This window comes from Catenuloplanes sp. NPDC051500 (assembly GCF_044454585.1).
GTDB lineage: Bacteria > Actinomycetota > Actinomycetes > Mycobacteriales > Micromonosporaceae > Catenuloplanes.
This window is the reverse complement of sequence record NZ_JBITDX010000023.1, coordinates 83,363-99,257: the sequence shown is the minus strand read 5'-3', so window position 1 is coordinate 99,257 and position 15,895 is coordinate 83,363. Positions and strand designations below refer to the sequence as shown.

At 71.3% G+C, this 15,895-nt stretch carries 10 protein-coding genes; 4 read left to right on the top strand and 6 right to left on the bottom strand.

Annotated features, from left to right (window positions below; all coding sequences use genetic code 11):
• The 4 genes from ACIA8K_RS33860 to ACIA8K_RS33845 all read right to left on the bottom strand — a co-directional run bounded on the left by ACIA8K_RS33860 (position 1) and on the right by ACIA8K_RS33845 (position 6,233).
• Positions 1–1,863, bottom strand: coding sequence for an SCO2524 family protein (locus ACIA8K_RS33860; RefSeq protein ID WP_396066760.1), 1,863 nt, complete (start codon positions 1,861–1,863; stop codon positions 1–3).
• Between the two features lie 62 nt (positions 1,864–1,925).
• Positions 1,926–2,717, bottom strand: a complete 792-nt coding sequence (locus ACIA8K_RS33855; RefSeq protein ID WP_396066758.1) for an SCO2525 family SAM-dependent methyltransferase — start codon at positions 2,715–2,717, stop codon at positions 1,926–1,928.
• A 940-nt stretch (positions 2,718–3,657) separates the two neighbouring features.
• Entirely contained in the window at positions 3,658–5,100 is a 1,443-nt protein-coding gene (locus tag ACIA8K_RS33850) for an amidohydrolase family protein (RefSeq protein ID WP_396066756.1), read from the bottom strand.
• A gap of 107 nt (positions 5,101–5,207) precedes the next feature.
• A complete protein-coding gene (locus ACIA8K_RS33845; RefSeq protein ID WP_396066754.1) occupies positions 5,208–6,233 on the bottom strand; it encodes a medium chain dehydrogenase/reductase family protein in 1,026 nt (341 codons plus the stop codon).
• 84 nt (positions 6,234–6,317) lie between these two features.
• Here ACIA8K_RS33845 and ACIA8K_RS33840 point away from each other — a divergent pair, with 84 nt between their 5' ends.
• A complete protein-coding gene (locus ACIA8K_RS33840) occupies positions 6,318–6,938 on the top strand; it encodes a TetR/AcrR family transcriptional regulator (protein ID WP_396066752.1) in 621 nt (206 codons plus the stop codon).
• A 113-nt stretch (positions 6,939–7,051) separates the two neighbouring features.
• Complete coding sequence (locus tag ACIA8K_RS33835; RefSeq protein WP_396066750.1) at positions 7,052–7,927, top strand: NAD(P)H-binding protein; 876 nt, start codon at positions 7,052–7,054, stop codon at positions 7,925–7,927.
• A 58-nt stretch (positions 7,928–7,985) separates the two neighbouring features.
• On the opposite strand, the gene ACIA8K_RS33830 is transcribed toward ACIA8K_RS33835, so the two are convergent.
• Complete coding sequence (locus ACIA8K_RS33830) at positions 7,986–10,898, bottom strand: transglycosylase domain-containing protein (RefSeq protein ID WP_396066748.1); 2,913 nt, start codon at positions 10,896–10,898, stop codon at positions 7,986–7,988.
• A gap of 336 nt (positions 10,899–11,234) precedes the next feature.
• Here ACIA8K_RS33830 and ACIA8K_RS33825 point away from each other — a divergent pair, with 336 nt between their 5' ends.
• Positions 11,235–11,402, top strand: a complete 168-nt coding sequence (locus ACIA8K_RS33825) for a hypothetical protein (RefSeq protein WP_396066746.1) — start codon at positions 11,235–11,237, stop codon at positions 11,400–11,402.
• 4 nt (positions 11,403–11,406) lie between these two features.
• Here the strand turns inward: ACIA8K_RS33825 and ACIA8K_RS33820 are convergent, their stop codons facing one another.
• Positions 11,407–14,271, bottom strand: a complete 2,865-nt coding sequence (locus tag ACIA8K_RS33820; RefSeq protein WP_396066744.1) for an AAA family ATPase — start codon at positions 14,269–14,271, stop codon at positions 11,407–11,409.
• Positions 14,272–14,415: 144 nt separating this feature from the next.
• Here ACIA8K_RS33820 and ACIA8K_RS33815 point away from each other — a divergent pair, with 144 nt between their 5' ends.
• Positions 14,416–15,840 (top strand): DUF2079 domain-containing protein, encoded by a 1,425-nt coding sequence (locus tag ACIA8K_RS33815; RefSeq protein ID WP_396066742.1) that lies wholly within the window; start codon positions 14,416–14,418, stop codon positions 15,838–15,840.
• Positions 15,841–15,895 lie beyond the last annotated feature (55 nt).

Here is a 15,895-nt window from a genome sequence, read left to right as displayed (position 1 = left end):
TCAGTCCGTCCCCTCGACGTCGGCGCGGGCGACAGCGAGCGCATCGATGTCCCGCAGCACCTTGCTCGCCAGCGCGATCGCGGTGGCGGGCCGGTCCTGCACGATCTCCCGCGAACGGGCCAGGCTCGCGCCGATCGCGGTGAACGTGCCGCGCATCTTCTCGTTGTCACCAAGCGGGCGGCTGAGCAGCTCCTGGTCGAACAGGTGCTCGGCCTCGGTCAGCAGCTCAAGCGCGAACTCGGTAAGCGTCGGGCTCCGCAGCGGATTGCTGAACAGCACGCGGGTCGCGCCGACCACGCCGAGCACCACACGCACCGTGTAGTACCAGGAGGGCAGGTCGTACCGCGCGGAGATGGTCGGGAAGACGTCACCCGGCTGGTCCCACAGGCTGCGGCTCGGCCCGGTGTCGAAGCGCCGCTCCGCGAGGTGGTCCCAGGTGCGGTCCGCAAGATCAAGCAGGTTCGCCCGGCGGTCGGTGTCGTTGATCAACCCGGCGATACGCGTGGTGCGCTGGAGCAGCAGCGGCGCGAAGTCGGTGGCGGACCACCGCAGCACCGGCCCGCCCCGGTCCTCGCTGCCCACCAGGTCGAACGGCACACCTGGCGCGTGCATGCGCATCGCCGGCTCGTCGTCCTCAAGCGGGCGCCTGCTGATCCGGCCCCGGTTGCCCAGCTCGGTGAGGACGAAGCCGACCCGGGACAGCTCCGCGTCGGAACCGCGCCGCTGGACCAGGTCGTGCACGACAAGCGAGGTGACAAGCAGGCTCAGGTAGTCGGACTCGACGTTGTCCACGGTGCGCCACGGGATGTCCTCAAGCGGCCAGCGCCGCCCGCCGCCGAACGTGGCAAGCGTCGCCCAGTAGGACCGGGTCAGGTCCCAGCGGAGCTGAAGCGCACGGGACAGGCGTTGCTGCTCCTCGTTGAGGATGTTCAGAATCCGGGTGCGTTCGGAGAAGAGGTCCTCGATGGCGTCCATGGCGACGACTGTGAAGTAGAGCCACGGTGCGCTGAGCGCGATGCCCTCGCTCTGCCCGCCGACCGGCTCGGTGGTCTCGATCGTCGGCGCGCCGTTCACGATGCCCCAGGACCAGCCGCACTCGAAGAGCCGGTTCGGGTTCTCCAGCTCGTCGGTGGCCTGGCCGGAGCCGATCGTCATCTCCGCGATGGCCGCGGTCGTCTCCCGCAGCGCCCGGCGCAGCTCGGCGACCACCTTGCGCTCGGGCACGTTCGCCTGGTTCGCGGTACGGATCAGCGCCCTGCCCTCGCCGGAGTCGGTCGCGAACGTCGACACCGTGAAGCTGCGCAGCAGGCCGACCATTGCGGCGCTGAGTCGCCGGCTGGCCATCCGCTCCAGATCATCCATCTCCCGGCGGATGGTGGCGCCGCGGACGACGGGCCGCAGCACCCGCAGGAAACCGAGCACGGCGAGCGAGAGCCGCACGGACATCGCATACGAGTCGACGATGTCAAGCCCGCGCTGCTCGGCGGTGGGAGGCTCGTCGTCGGCCGAGGTGAAGTAGCTGCCACCGGAGAAGACAGGCGTCTCGTCAGGGGCGGTGTACCGCTCGAAGTATTCCGTCACGATCCGGATCAGCGTGCGGGGAATTGCCACCGCGTCGCCGAGCGGGCGCAGCACCTGCAGGATGTCGCTTGGTGTGTCATCCGGCTGGTCGAGACCGAACGGCTCGACCTGGGTGGCCGGCAGCATGAGGCAGAGCAGTTGCTCGGCATCGCTGATCGAGTTTCGACCCTCCCGACCCTCCCAGTTCCACCCCTTGTCACCATTGCCGTCGGCGTCACGAATCGAGTACTCCGCGAGCGCGCGCCAGATTTCGAGAAGCTCCTGACGAGGACGAATCCGCATCCACCATCAACACCCGAATGCCAGAGGCGAGTCAGCCACCGGCGGGGGATCCAAACCGGCGGTTACCGTCGCCACCCAGTGACGAGGATCATCCCATCATAGCCATCGCGCAAAGGCTTGTCGCCCTTGCCGATCTCGTAAAGACTGTCGATCTTCGCCCACTCCCCGACACACCGGTGAACGTCGTCCGCGGTGATCGGCACGGCCGGAAAGTTGATCCCGCCGACTGTATAACCGCGAGAATTCTGCATGAAAGCGGCTGCGAACGGCGCGCCCAGGCGAAGCGCACCGAGGAAACCACCTACCGCGGACTCAAATTCGTGACTCCACTTGGAGATCGACTCCGCCACGAAGAACATGGTGCCCATGTCCAGCGCGCGCTCGGACATCTCGAAGACGCTGCCCCGGGTCACACGCGCCTTGTGCTGCAGGTCGGTCCAGGGATCGTCGACCGCGCCGTAGGCCGGTGACTCGATCAGGTGGCGCCAGTACTGCTCCCAGGCGGGCCCGTGCCGGCGCAACTGCTTCCGCAGCCACTTGATGTTGCCCCGGGACCACTCGTAGAGCGTGATCCGTTCGCAGAACGGCAGCATGCAGAGCGCCGGGTAGAGATTGGCCCCGGAGCCGACATCGATTCCCCGCGATCTGGGCGAGATGTCGGCATCTGCAAAGAAATCTCGGACTTTGCCGAGAATATCCCGATCGTCATCGCGAAGCTGGCGATAGTTGTGGATGAAGTAGGCGTCCGGGTCGAAATCGTCCCAGGGGTAGTTATCATTCGCCCCGCCATGCGACAACCCCATGCCGGCGGGCTCCGCGCCTCCGCCGGCCCCAATGGGCAGGATCTGGGTCATGACAACCTTTTCTGTGCTGACACCGTCACCACGCCGGGCGCGAAAAGGGTCATAAGCTGCGGGCGCGGCGGCGAACCACAGACAGCGTCGACGCCTGAGGCAGGACCACCCTCCGAGGCGACTCCCCCGCCGAGAGAGACCGTGTGAAGATCCCGCTCAAGGCATTCCGATGCTGCTGGAAAACCGTTTCGGGTGGAGACGCTATTGGCAGCCGAGGTGATCGCTGAAGCGGACGACGACATTATGGGCGATAAGAACTCAGTGTAACTCTCGATGACGACCGATGCGCGAAGCCCTGACCTATTGGCCGCCCCACGTGCACTCTGATCCACAGCTGCCACATCCATGTCGATCGCCTTCATGTCACCGCGGTTTCCGTACTGTCACCCGGCTGTCACCGGCACGCCCCGGGCCCGTCCGCCCGGCACCATGTCCACTCAGGATGGACGGAAGATACGCCTGAAAGGTTCGACGCGGGGACCCGGGATACCCGGGAGAGTGGTGCCAACCGGACCCGGCGGGGCGACGCGCTCGGCGCGCGGCGGCCCGGCCGTGCAGGCCTGCGCCGGCCCGGTGGAGCTGACCGAGGCCGAACCCGCTGCCGGGCCCGTCCGGGTCACGGCTGCCGACGGTGCACTGGCACCAGGACACGTTCGGCCTGCCGGAGGGCGCGGCGCTGCCGGCGCGCTCCGACGCGTACCCCCGAGGGGATTTGGGGTTGGGTCAGGCCTGCGGTTTCATGTCGGATTCGACGCGGCCGGCCGGTGGGGAGACACCTGCCGGCCGGCGCGGTGGCCTGCTCCGGCACACAGACTGTGGCGCGCCTGGCGTCGTTCGCACCGGCCGGAAGCGTGGTCTAAGTTCCGTGACACGCCGCCGCCCGAGCGGGGCGGCGGCGTGTCACGCTCGCGGAAGATCGGATCAGGCCAGGCCGGACCCGTCAGGGGAAGAGCTGCTGCTTGATGCCGGTGGCGGCGAACAGGTGGTCGCGGGAGGCCTCCAGCTCGGTACGCAGGCGCGGCAGGTCGGCGTCGAGCAGGGTGCCCTGCCACTTGCGGATCTTGCCGGCGACGATGACGGACTCGACGTTGGAGCGGTCCATCAGCGTCACCACGGCGCCGGGCGCGCTGTTCATCGGCGCCACGTTGAGCGCGGTCGCGTCGAGCAGCACGATGTCCGCCTCCTTGCCCGGGGTGAGAGAACCGGTACGGGCCCCGAGGCGAAGGTCCGTGGCGCCGTTGAGGGTGGCGAAGCGGAGCACGTCGCGGTCCAGGAGCAGCGCGGGTGCGTCGTCGGCCGGGGTCGGCCAGATGTCCTCGGGACCGCGGCGGGGCTGGGCGAAGACGTGCTCGTTGGCGAGCATGCGCTGCAGCGTCAGCGTGGAGCGCATCAGCGTGAACGGGTCCGCGGTCATCGTGGTCTCGACGTCGGAGCTGAGGGACGGTTCCATGCCGAGCTGCTGCATCTTCATCAGCGGCGGCGTGCCGTGGCGCATGGCCATCTCGATCGGGACCGCGAGCGAGACGCGTACGCCGGCGTCGCGGGCGGCCTGCCAGACCGCGTCCGAGATGTGGACCATGTGGATGAACAGCACGTCCGGGCCGAAGGCGATGCCGTTGTCGCCGCGGGCGAGGCCCTGCAGCACCGGTTCCATCATGAAGCCGAGCGCGTGCGCGGCGATCTGCAGGTCCAGCTCGCGGGCGAGCGTCCAGACCGCGGCGTAGTCGGGGCCGCCGGCGACCTCGCCGCCCATCGCTAGCGTCAGCAGCTGGTCGGCGGAGGAGAAGTACTGCGTGCGCAGGCGCCGGGCGTCCTCCGGGTGGCGGGAGTCGGCGCGGCCGTCGCCGGGCCAGTAGCCGACCACGGACCGGGCGCCCGCGTCGGCAAGCGCCTGGACGGCGGCGTCGCTGTGCTCGGGGGTGTGGTGGATCTGCGAGGTGTCGAGCACCGTGGTGACGCCGGCGTCGAGCTGGGAGAGCCGGCCGTAGAGCATGTTGATGTGCACGTCCTGCGGCCGGTAGGCGGGCGCGAACCGGCCGATGATGTATTCCATGTAGGACGGGTCCGCGCTCGGCGTGCCGGAGCCGTCGTTGAGCAGCAGGCCGTTCGGCAGGAACGAACGCAGGCCGGTCTCGAACAGGTGGTGGTGCGTGTCGACGAAGCCGGGCATGACGACCCGGCCGCGCGCGTCGATCTCGTCCGTGTCCGGCGCGTCGATCCGGGGGCCGACGGCAACGATCTTGGTGCCTTCGACAAGCACGTCCGCGGTCTCGAAGTCGCCGACTGCCGGATCCAGGGACATCACGGTGCCGCCGCGGATGACGTAGCGGCGGCCGGGCTGCCCGCTGTTGCGCGGCAGTGTGGCGGAAGCGTGGTCGGACATGGGTTCCTCCTCGATGAGGCGTTAGATCCACATCACTGACGGCTGGAGGTCGCGCGGGTTCATATGCCGGGCGTCACGTTCCTCACGCCGCGGGCGTGGCAGATCTTTCAGGCCGCATCGGGTACGAGGACGATCTTGCCCGCGACCGTCCGTGACTCCGCGAGCGTCAGCGCGGCCGCGGCCTGGGACAGCGGCAACCGCGCCGCGATCTGGGCGGTCAGCGCCCCCTCGGCGAGCAGCGCGAGAACCTGGGTGAGGTCGTCGTGCAGGCGGGCGCGGAACGTCGTGGGACGCCGGTTGCCGGCCCAGAAGTTGTAGAAGTAGGCGCTGCGGCCGTTGGGCAGCCAGTTCCACGCGAGGAGACGGGCGTAGAGCGCGAGGAACGGCAGCTGGGAGTTGCCGGCCTCGTCCTTGGCGGCGGCGGTGCCGTAGGAGACGAGCGTGCCGCCGCGGCGCAGCAGTTTCCAGGACCGGGCGATGCCGGGCCCGCCGACGTGGTCGAAGACGCCGTCGACGCCGTCCGGTGCGAGCTCGCGAAGCCGGTCGTAGAGGTGCGGGTCGCGGTAGTCGACAGGGGTCGCACCGAGCGCGCGGATCAGGTCGTGATGTTGCGGCGCGGCGGTGCCGATCACCGAGATGCCGGCGTGCCGGGCGAGTTGCAGCAGCGTGGAGCCGACACCGCCGTTCGCCCCGAGCACCACGATCGTGCCGCCGCGGCGGACCTTGGCGAAGCGGTGCAGCATCTGCCAGGCGGTGATGCCGTTGACGACGACCGTCTCGGCCTCGGCCGCGTCCAGACCGTCCGGGATGCCGACCAGGTCGGCCGCGTCCAGCTCCAGCTCGCTGGCCCAGGCGCCGATCTTGGTGACGGCGGCGTAGCGGCGGCCGGTGAGCGCGGGGTCCACGCCGGGGCCGGTGGCGGTGACCGTGCCGACCACGTCGTAGCCGGGGACGAACGGGAACGCGGGCTGGTCGTAGTACCTGCCGCGGCGCATCTGCTGCTCGGCGAAGGAGACGCCGGTCGCCTCCATGCGGAGCGTGACGCGGCCGGCGGACGGGGCGGGCAGTGCGCGAGTGCGGATCTGCAGGCCGGCCGGCTCGACGGTGCCGGGCAGGACGATTTCGACTGTCATGACGCTCTCCTCGGGTGGATGGCAATATGATTACACGTGTTAGCTAACGCTTGCAAGCTTACGGTCATAAGTTAAAGTCGGCGCATGACTGAGACAGCGAGCCGGGCACGGAACCGCCGGGGTGAGGGCGGGCGCCTGCGCGAGGAGATCGTGGCCGCGGCCGTCGAACTGCTTGCCGAGACCGGGGACGAGCGCGCGCTCACGTTGCGCTCGATCGCCCGCCGGGCCGGTATCGCGGCGCCGTCGATCTACCCGCACTTCCCGGACCAGCCGGCCATCATGCTGGCCGTGGTGGGCACCGCGTTCGCGGAGCTGACCGAGATCCTGCGGGCCGCGGCGGCCGAGGCCGACTCACCGCGCGCCCGGCTGGAGGCGATCTGCCGCACGTACCTGGCGTACGCGCAGAGTCACCCGGAGCGGTACCGGACGATGTTCGGCGGGCTGTGGGTGCCGACGCTTGAGAGCGGGTCGGTGACCGAGGAGGACCTGGCCGCGCTCGGGAAGGAGTGCATGGGGCTGGTCGCGGCCGCGCTCGCCGAGTGCGCGGCCGCAGGCGTCTCCGCAAGCACGGATCCGGCGGCGGACGCGGTGGCACTCTGGCTCGGCCTGCACGGACTCGCCCACCAGCGCGCGGTGACCCGGGCGTTCCCGTGGCCGCCCGGCATCGAGGACCGGGTGATCACGGCCCTGGGCGGCCTGGACTGAGCGGCACTCAGACCGCGGCGGTCTCAATCGGGAGGCGACAGGTCTTTCCGGTAGGCGGTGGGCCCGCGGTTGACTGAGCGGGTCGGATTCACCGCGAAAAGGACTCAACGCCAATGATTGTGGTTACCGCTCCCACCGGCGCCCTCGGCTCTCAGGTCGTGCGGCGCCTGCTCGACGACGGCGCGCCGGTCCGCGTCGTGGCCCGCGACCCGGCACGGCTCGCGCCGGACATCGCGGCACGGGTGGAGATCGTGGCCGGGTCGCATGCGGACCCGGCCGTGGTGGACGCGGCCTTCGACGGCGCGGAGGCGGTCTTCTGGCTGGTGCCACCGGATCCGCGGGCGGCGAGCGCGGACCAGGCCTACTCCGGCTTCGCACGGGCCGCGATCACCGCGTTCGAGGCCGGCCGGGGCGGGCGCGTGGTCGGGATCTCCGGGCTGGGGCGGGGCACACCGATGGCCGGGCGGGCCGGGTACATCACAGCGACGCTGGCGATGGACGACCGGATCGCGGCGACCGGCGTGCCCTATCGCGCGCTGACGGCACCGTCCTTCATGGACAACACGCTGCGGCAGCGGGCGCCGATCCGCGCACGGGGTGTGCTCTCCGGGCCGTACCCACCGGATCTGCCGTTGCCGTTGGTCGCCACCCGGGACATCGCGGCGGTCGCGGCCGGGCTGCTGCGAGACACCGCCTGGACCGGGTACGAGGAGGTGCCGGTGCTCGGGCCGGAGGAGCTGAGCGGCGACGCGCAGGCCGCGATCATCGCGGACGTGCTCGGCCGCCCGGTCCGCTACGCGCAGATCCCGCCGGAGGAGTTCAAGGCGGCGCGGATGCGGGGCGGGCACTCGGAGGCGATGGCCCAGGCGGTGCTGGACATGGCGCTGGCCAAGGCGGGCGGCCTGGACTTCGGCGTCGCGCGCGCGGCCGCCGCGGACACCCCGACCACGTTCCGCAGGTGGTGCCGGGAGGTGCTCACAGACGCCTGAAACACCAGTCGGCCGGTACGGCGTGCGGGTGCACACCGTACCGGCCGACTGCCGTTCGTCAGTCGTCGTCGCCTGGGCCCGGTGGCCGCGAGGTCGGAGCGGACGTCGGAGGCGCCGACGGCGTGGGGGTGTTGTTGTTGCCGCCGCCACCGGGGTTGCCACCGCCGCCGTTGGTCCGGCTCGGGGTGGGGCTCGGCGGCTCGTTCTGCTCCTGGGTCTGGGACGGGGTCGGGCTTGGCGTCGGGGACGGCTTCGGCGACGGTGAGACGCCGTTGGCGAGCACGGTCGGGTCGCCGACCTTCTCGCCCTCCGGGAAGGACTCGACCTTCGTGGCGAGTTCCTTGTTCACCGCGTTCATGAAGTCTTCCCAGATCTGACCCGGGGTGCCGCCGCCGAACATGTTGCCGCCGGCGGCCTCCTTGAGCGCCTTGCGGTCGCCCTTGGTGCCGACCCAGACGCCCGCCGCGAGTTGTGGCGTGGCGCCGAGGTACCAGGCGTCGCCGTTCGAGGCCGGATCGGACGGGCCGAGCTCCCAGGTGCCGGACTTGGCGAACGACGGCCGGCCGCCCGCCAGGTCGTGCGGGTTGACCTCGCTGTTCGCCGGGATCTTCTGCAGCACCTTCAGCATGCTGTCGATCTGGGCCTGGTCGAAGACCTTCTTCGGTTCCAACTTCTCCCCGTTGACCTTCGCCCAGTCGCCGGTCGAGCCGTTCTTCCTCTCGACGCTGACCACGAAGTGCGCCTTGTTGTACGTCCCGCGCGCCGCGAGCGTGGCCAGGCCGTTGACGTGCTCGATCACCTTGACCTTGTACTGGCCGAAGCCGACCTCGACGTCGAACTTGCTCGGCGAGACCTTGGACGGGTCCTGCTTCGAAAGGTCGATCACCTCGTCGTCGTTGGTCCACATGCTGCGCACGCCGGCGTCCCGGGCCGCCGCGACGACCTTGTCCGGGCCCATCGCGTCGGTCATCCAGTAGAACGCGGTGTTACGGGAGTCGATGGTCATCTGCTCCAGGGGGCAGTACTGCTTGCAGCTCGGAACGGCACGGCCGGCGTCGGAGATCTCGCGGTTGCGGCTCTCGTCCTTGACCTTGGTGGCGTCCCAGTACGAGTCCATCGACATGCCCTCACGCAAGCCCGCGACAAGCGTGTACATCTTGAACGTGGAGCCCGGCGGGTGGCCGCCGTTGAGGCCCGCATAGTCGAAGCCCGAACCGTCGTCACCGCCGTAGTAGGCGAGCACCTGACCGTTCGACGGGTCGATCGCGACAAGCGCGGCCTGCAGGTTCTCCGCAAGCTTGTTCATCGGCGAGGACTTGCTCTGGCGCGACGCGGTCTCCTCGGCCAGCCGCTGCATGGTCGGGTTGATCGAGACCTGGACCCGGTACGGCTTCTCCCGCCAGTCCTCGATCCCCATCGCCTTCAGCTCGGCCTTGACGTAGCCCATCACGTGACCGAGCGGCTTGTTGCCGACGCACTGCAGGTGGCACGCCTCCGGGTCGTAGTCGACAAGCGTGTCCTCGGGGTACTTCGCCGCGTCCCGGTCCGCCTGGCTGAGCCAGCCCAGCTGGACCATGTTGTTGAGCGTGTAGCCCCAGCGCTCCTTCGACGCGTCTTTGTTGTATTTCGGGTCGTAGCCCTGGTGGCCGCCCTCGATCGGCTCCGGCTGCTTGATCACGGCGGCGAGCACTGCCGCCTCGGACGCGGTGATCGCGTTCGGGTCGCCGGCCGGCGTGGTGACCGACTTGTTGAAGTACGCCTTGGCGGCCGCCTCGATCCCGTGCGCGCCACGGCCGAAGTAGATCGCGTTGAGGTAGAACGACAGGATCTCGTCCTTCTCGTACGTGTCCTCGATCTTCCGGGCGAGCAGCGCCTCGCGGATCTTCCGGTTGTAGTTGATGCCGGTCAGGTCCGCCGCGTGCCGTGCGTACTGCTGCGTGATCGTCGACGCGCCCTGCGTGTCACCGCCGGAGACGTTGTTCCACGCCGCGCGCGCGATGCCCTTCATGTCGATGCCGTGGTGGCTCTCGAACTTGTTGTCCTCCGCCGCGACGACCGCGTGCTTGACAACCTCGGAGATCTTTTCCCTGGGTACGACGGTCCGGTTCTGCTCGCCGAGCTTGGTCAGCTCGGTGCCGTCCGCGAAGACCACTGAGGTCGTCTCCGGCTCGAACGTCTTGATGTCCGGGATGTCCTCGAACGCGTAGGTGATGCCGACGACGCCGACGCCGGCCGCCATGACGACCACAGCGAACGCGGCGATCGACCAGTTGGCTATCTTGCGGCGTCTGCGGCGCTTGGCCGCGTCCGGATCGAGCGGCGCGGTGCCGTGCCGTGCCCGGCGCCCGGGCGGGTCCGCCGGACCGCCCGGTCCACCCGCTCCAGCCGAGGGGCCGCTCGGCGCACCGTCCGGTGAGACGGGGCGGACGCCCGCCCGGCCCGGCGCGGCACGGCCGACGGGGGCGGCGCCGACCGACGCACGCCCGGGAGTCGCGGGTCCCACCGAGGCCCGTCCGGGCTGGCCGCCGACCGAGGCGCGGCCGGAACCGCCCTGGCCGTACCCACCCTGACCGGAACCGCCACCCTGACCCGAGCCGCCCTGACCCGAGCCGCCCTGGCCCGAGCCGTAGCCGCCCTGACCCGAGCCGCCCTGGCCGGAGCCGTAGCCGCCCTGGCCTGAGCCGCCCTGACCTGAGCCGCCGTGGCCGGAGCCGTAACCGCCCTGGCCCGAGCCGCCGTGGCCGGAGCCGTAGCCGTCCTGACCGGAACCGCCCTGGCCGGAGCCGTAGCCACCCTGGCCCGAGCCGCCCTGGCCGGGGCCGTAGCCGCCGGGCCCGGAGCCGGGGCCGCCTGGCACGCGCGCCCCGCCGACCGCGGCGCTGCCGCTGGCCGGGGCGCGTCCGCCGGGAGGCCCGGGCCGGGCGCTGCCGGAGGCCCGTGAGGGCGGGTTCTCGCTCCCACCTACGGTCATCGCGTCTACCCTTCTAGATCCTGCTGCGCTCCAGGTGAAGAAGCGCAACCTCCGCGGTACGCCGTCGCCCGGCGAGGAGAGATCCCGCTCGGGTCGTCGCACACGAGGAGGATTTCGTGACGATCGGTGAAGCGTCATCGACGGAGCGTTCCGGGTGCTGCGGGCGCTGCCCGAGCCCGGTCCGGACCGGCGATCGGCGCGGCTCGCCAGCACTTCACCGGCCCGCCGCGCCCGACCGTGCACAGACTACTCGGCCGACCTATGAGCGCTGGCGCGGCGGAGCGCGGGTCCATCGATGGACGTCGGACAACCCGGCCCGCCTGCACGGATCCGGCGGTGCGGGCGTCGCGGACGCCGCCGCCGGGCCGTCGCGGGGCACCGGCGAACACAGTGACGTTCTACGATGCGGGTGACGGCCTGACGGACGCGATCGACTTCGAGAAGCTGTACGATGGCGCACCGCGCATGCCGTGGGACAACCGCGGGCCGCAGCCGCTGGCCTGACTGTTCAGTCCGTCAGCCGCAGCAGGGCGTCGCGGAGACCGGCCCGGCTGCGCAGCCCGAGCTTGGGGAACAGCTGGTAGAGGTGGGACCCGACGGTCCGCTGGGACAGGAACAGGCGCGCGCCGATCTCCCGGTTGGTCAGCCCGGCCGCGGCCAGCTCCGCGATCTCCCGCTCACGCGCGGTCAGCACCGGCTGCTCCCCCGCCGCCGCCCGGGGCCGGGACAGCCCGGTCGCACGCAGCTCGTTCTCGGCCCGGTCGCGCCACGGTGCCGCACCCAGCCTGCGGAACACGCCGGCCGCGCCGGACAGCTCCGATCGCGCCTCCTGCACCGCGCCCAGCCTGCGCAGCCGCTCGCCGTAGGCCAGCCGTACCCGCGCCCGGTCGAACGGCCACCGCGCCACGTCCGGCGGCGACAGCGCCCGCCCGAACGCGGCGCGCGCCTCCCCGTCGTCCGCGACAAGTGCGGCAGCGCCGGCCGCGAGCAGTCCGAGCCGCGAGGAGAGCCGGGTCGCACCGGCCCGGCGCAGCGCGTCCGCGTGCGCTACCGCCTCGTCCCGGCGTCCGGTGCGCACCGCGGCCTCGACCAGATCCAGCCCGGCCCAGAGCGCCTGCGGCAGATAGCGCGGAAGTGTTCCGGGCGGTGCGATCGTGGCCGCCTCGCGGTACGCGGCCGCGAAGTCGCCCTGCCCGATGTGGTGCAGCGCCAGCGCGTGCCGGGCGAACATCTCCACGCCGCCGGCCTGCCGGGCCACCGCCCACCGGACCAGCTCGTCACTGCCGGACAGGTCCTCGCCGCGGGCGGCCGCGAGCAGTCCCTGCTGGCTGCGGAAGATCCAGGCGGGGAACGGGAATCCGCGCTCGATGCACAGCTCCCGGCCCTCCTCCGCGATCTCCGCGACCGTGTCCCAGGCGCCCGCGTGGAACAACTCCCGCCCGAGCAGGCCGAGCGCGGTGATCCGCCGGCGGGTCGGGGCTGCTCCGGCGCGGCCCTGCCGGACCACGCGCCACAGGTCGTTCTGCACGCTGCTGACCCGGTCCAGGTACCGCACGGCGGAGCCGATCCGGACCACCCGGTGCGGGTCCGGTTCCCGGCGCAGGCCGGCCAACTGGGCGTCGAGGTCCGCGATGACCGCCGGGTCCGGGTCGGTGGTGTCCGCGTAGACCCGGGTGATCAGCGCCAGATCCGGGTCGGCCGGGGCGCGCAGCCTGCCGAACAACGCGAGGTAGCGGTCCCAGGCCGCGGCCGTGCCGGCGTACCTGGCGAGAAGCAGCAGCATGTGCAGGGACTGGGTGAGCGCGTCGTCGCGCCCGTCGAAGCCGTGGTCGCCGGCCTCGATCGCGCCGGCCAGCAGCGCGTACGCGGTCGCCACGTCGCCGTCACCGTTGATCTGCAGCGCGGCCGTGGCGGTGACCGCGAGCAGTGGCGCGGACGCGGGCCGCCCGGCCTCCGCAAGGAACCGGTCAGCGCTGCTGTCCTCTCCTGCCGACTCGGCGCCGAGGTGGGCGGCGCGCGCCAGCCGCCGGGTCCGCCCGGCCGGGTCCGGGCTCAGGCCAGCCGCCCGGTGCAGCCGGACGATCGCGCCCCTCGCATCGCCACGCGCGGCGGCGGCCCGCGCGGACCGTTCCAGAAGCGCAGCGACCTGTTCGTCCGGGCCGGCCGCGGCCTCGCCCAGATGCCAGGCGTACCGCTCAGGGTGGTCGTGAAGCGTCCCGGCCAGGGCCAGGTGGGCGCGCCGCAGTTCCGCGGCGGTGGCGACGCCGGCCACGGCGGACCGGATCAGCGGATGCCGGAACGTGAAATGCCGGGCGTCCGGCGCGACCCGGATCAGCCGCCGCCGCTCCGCGGGCACGAGCAGGTCAAGGGCGTTCTCGGCGGTACGCATCGCGGCCTGCCCGCCGTTGCTGTCGAGCGCGCCACGCAGCAACAGTTCCCGGGTGGACGGCGGGACCACGGAGACCCGCGCGGCGAACAGGCGCTCAAGCCGCTCGGTCAACTGCAGCACGGCCGGCAGGGGTGCGATCGCACGGCGTTCATCACCGGTCAGCACGGGCGGCAGGGACACGGCAGCGCGGCGTTCATCACCCGTCAGCACGGGTGGCAGCGGCGCGGCAGCGCGGCGTTCATCACCCGTCAGCACGGGCGGCAGGGGCATGGCAGCGCGGCGTTCGTCACCGGTCAGCGCCGTCGGCAGCTCACGCAGGGCCAGCGGGTTGCCGGCCGCCTCGGCGATCACGCGCTGCCGCACCGACGAGGCCAGGCCGGGAAAGTGACGGCCGAGGATCTCCAGCGCGGAAACGTCGTCGACCGGGCCGAGCGAGTGCCGGGGCAGGTCGGTGGCCTCGAGGTCCGCGCTCCCGGAGGCGGCGGCGTCGCCGGTGCGGGCCGCGCTCAGCAGACGGGCCCGGCCGCCGGCCAGCCGCCGGGCGGTGAAGCCGAGCACCGCGGCGCTGGACCGGTCCACCCAGGGCAGGTCGTCCACGATGAGCAGCAGCGGCCGGTCCGCGGCCAGCGCGCGGGTGAGCAGCAGCACCGCTGTGCAGACCAGCAGGCGGCTCGGCGGCGGGCCGGTGGTGAGGCCGATCGCGGCCCGCAGCGCGTCCCGGTGCTCCCGGTCGAGCACGTCGAAACGCTCGTGCACGCCGGACAGCAGCTGGTGCAGGCCGGAATAGCTGACGCCGGACTCGAACTGCACGCCGGACGCGGTAAGCACCCTCGCCCCGTCGTGCTCCGCGTCGGCCGCGATCCGGGCCAGCAGCGCGGTCTTGCCGACTCCGGGCTCGCCGAGCACGAGCGCGGCCCCGCCCCCGTCCAGAAGTGTGTGCACCCGCGCACGATCCTCGTCACGGCCGAGGAGGGACTCGCTCACGCCCGGATCGTACCGTCGCAGGTTTTCGGTTCTGGGTCGTCGATTCGGCCGTGCGACGGGGCGTTCGGGATCTCCGGGCAGGTCGCCGGTGGCGGGCCGACCCTGCGGGAGGGCGCCGGCGCGGGCATCGCGATACTACCCGCCATGATCCTGACTTCCTCGGAGACGGCATCCCGGGGACGGCGTCTGCTGTCCAGGGTTCCAGCGGGCGCGTACCTCGGCTGGGGCTTCGCTCTGGCACTGTTCGCCTTGTACACCGCCGCGTCCGTGCGCGGGCATCAACTGCTGACGACCTACGGGTACGACCTCGGCATCTTCGACCAGGTCGTGCGTTCCTACTCCGAGGGCCACCTCGGCATCACGGAGCTCAAGGGCCCCGGTTTCCGTCAGCTCGGTGACCATTTCGCGCCGGCCCTGATCCTGCTGGCCCCGTTCTACTGGCTGTTCCCCTCCCCGCTCACGCTGCTTGTGGCGCAGTCCGCGCTGATGGCCGTCGCGGTGGTGCCGCTGGTCGCCTGGGCGCACCGGGCGCTCGGCACCGGCGCGGCCGTCGTTGTCGGCGTCGCGTACGGGCTGTCGTTCGGCATAGCGCAGGCGGTCCGCTTCGACTTCCACGAGATAGCGTTCGCCGTGCCGCTGCTGGCGTTCAGCATGACCGCACTCGGCGAGCGGCGACTGGTCGCGGCCGCGGCGTGGGCGTTGCCGCTGCTGCTGGTCAAGGAGGACCTGGGGCTCACTGTCGCCGTGATCGGCCTGCTGATCGCGTTCTACGGCAGGCGGCGGCTGGGATTCGGGGTCGCAGCGGCCGGGATCATCGGGCTGGCGCTCGTGGTGCTTGTCTTCCTGCCGGCGATGAACCCGGACGGCGCGTACGCGTACACGTCGATGGTCGGTGGCGAGGCCGAGGTGGTGCCCGCCGGCCGGTACGTCCGCGAGGTGCTGTTCGCGCAGACCAAGGTGAGCACGTTGTTCATCACGTTCGGGATCACCGCGTTCGCCGCGCTCCGCTCCCCGCTGGCGCTTGTGGTGCTGCCGACGTTCGCCTGGCGCTTCGCCGCTGACAAACCGGCGTTCTGGGGTACGGCCTACCACTACAGCGCGGTGCTGATGCCCGTCCTGTTCGCCGCGCTGATCGCCGCCCTGATCCGGACCAGGTCTGTCGACACACCTGAGAACCGGCGGATCGTGCGCGTAGAGCTGGCCGTGGTCACCGCTGCGGCGCTGCTGATGTTCCCGGTCACGCCGCTCTACCTGACGTTCCGGGCGGACACCTGGCGGGAGCCGGAGCGGGTGCGGGTGGCGAACGACATCCTCGACGAGATACCGGACGGCGTGCACGTCGCCGCGTCGAACAATCTGGCGCCGCAGTTGACAAGCCGTACCCTGGTGACGCTGTTCGGCTTCGAGGGTCTGCGGCCGAATCCGGAGTGGATAGTCGTCGACCTCGAGCGCCCGCTGAGCTACCCGATCAGCATCGAGGACACGAAGAAGGCGCTCGAGGTTGCCAAGTCCCAGGGCTACGTCGTCGTACGGGACGAGATGGGAATTACGCTCCTCAAGCGCTCCTGAGGCCGGTCGTCATCGCCGGTACGGTGTGCGTACCGGCGATGGCTTTCCGGTGTTC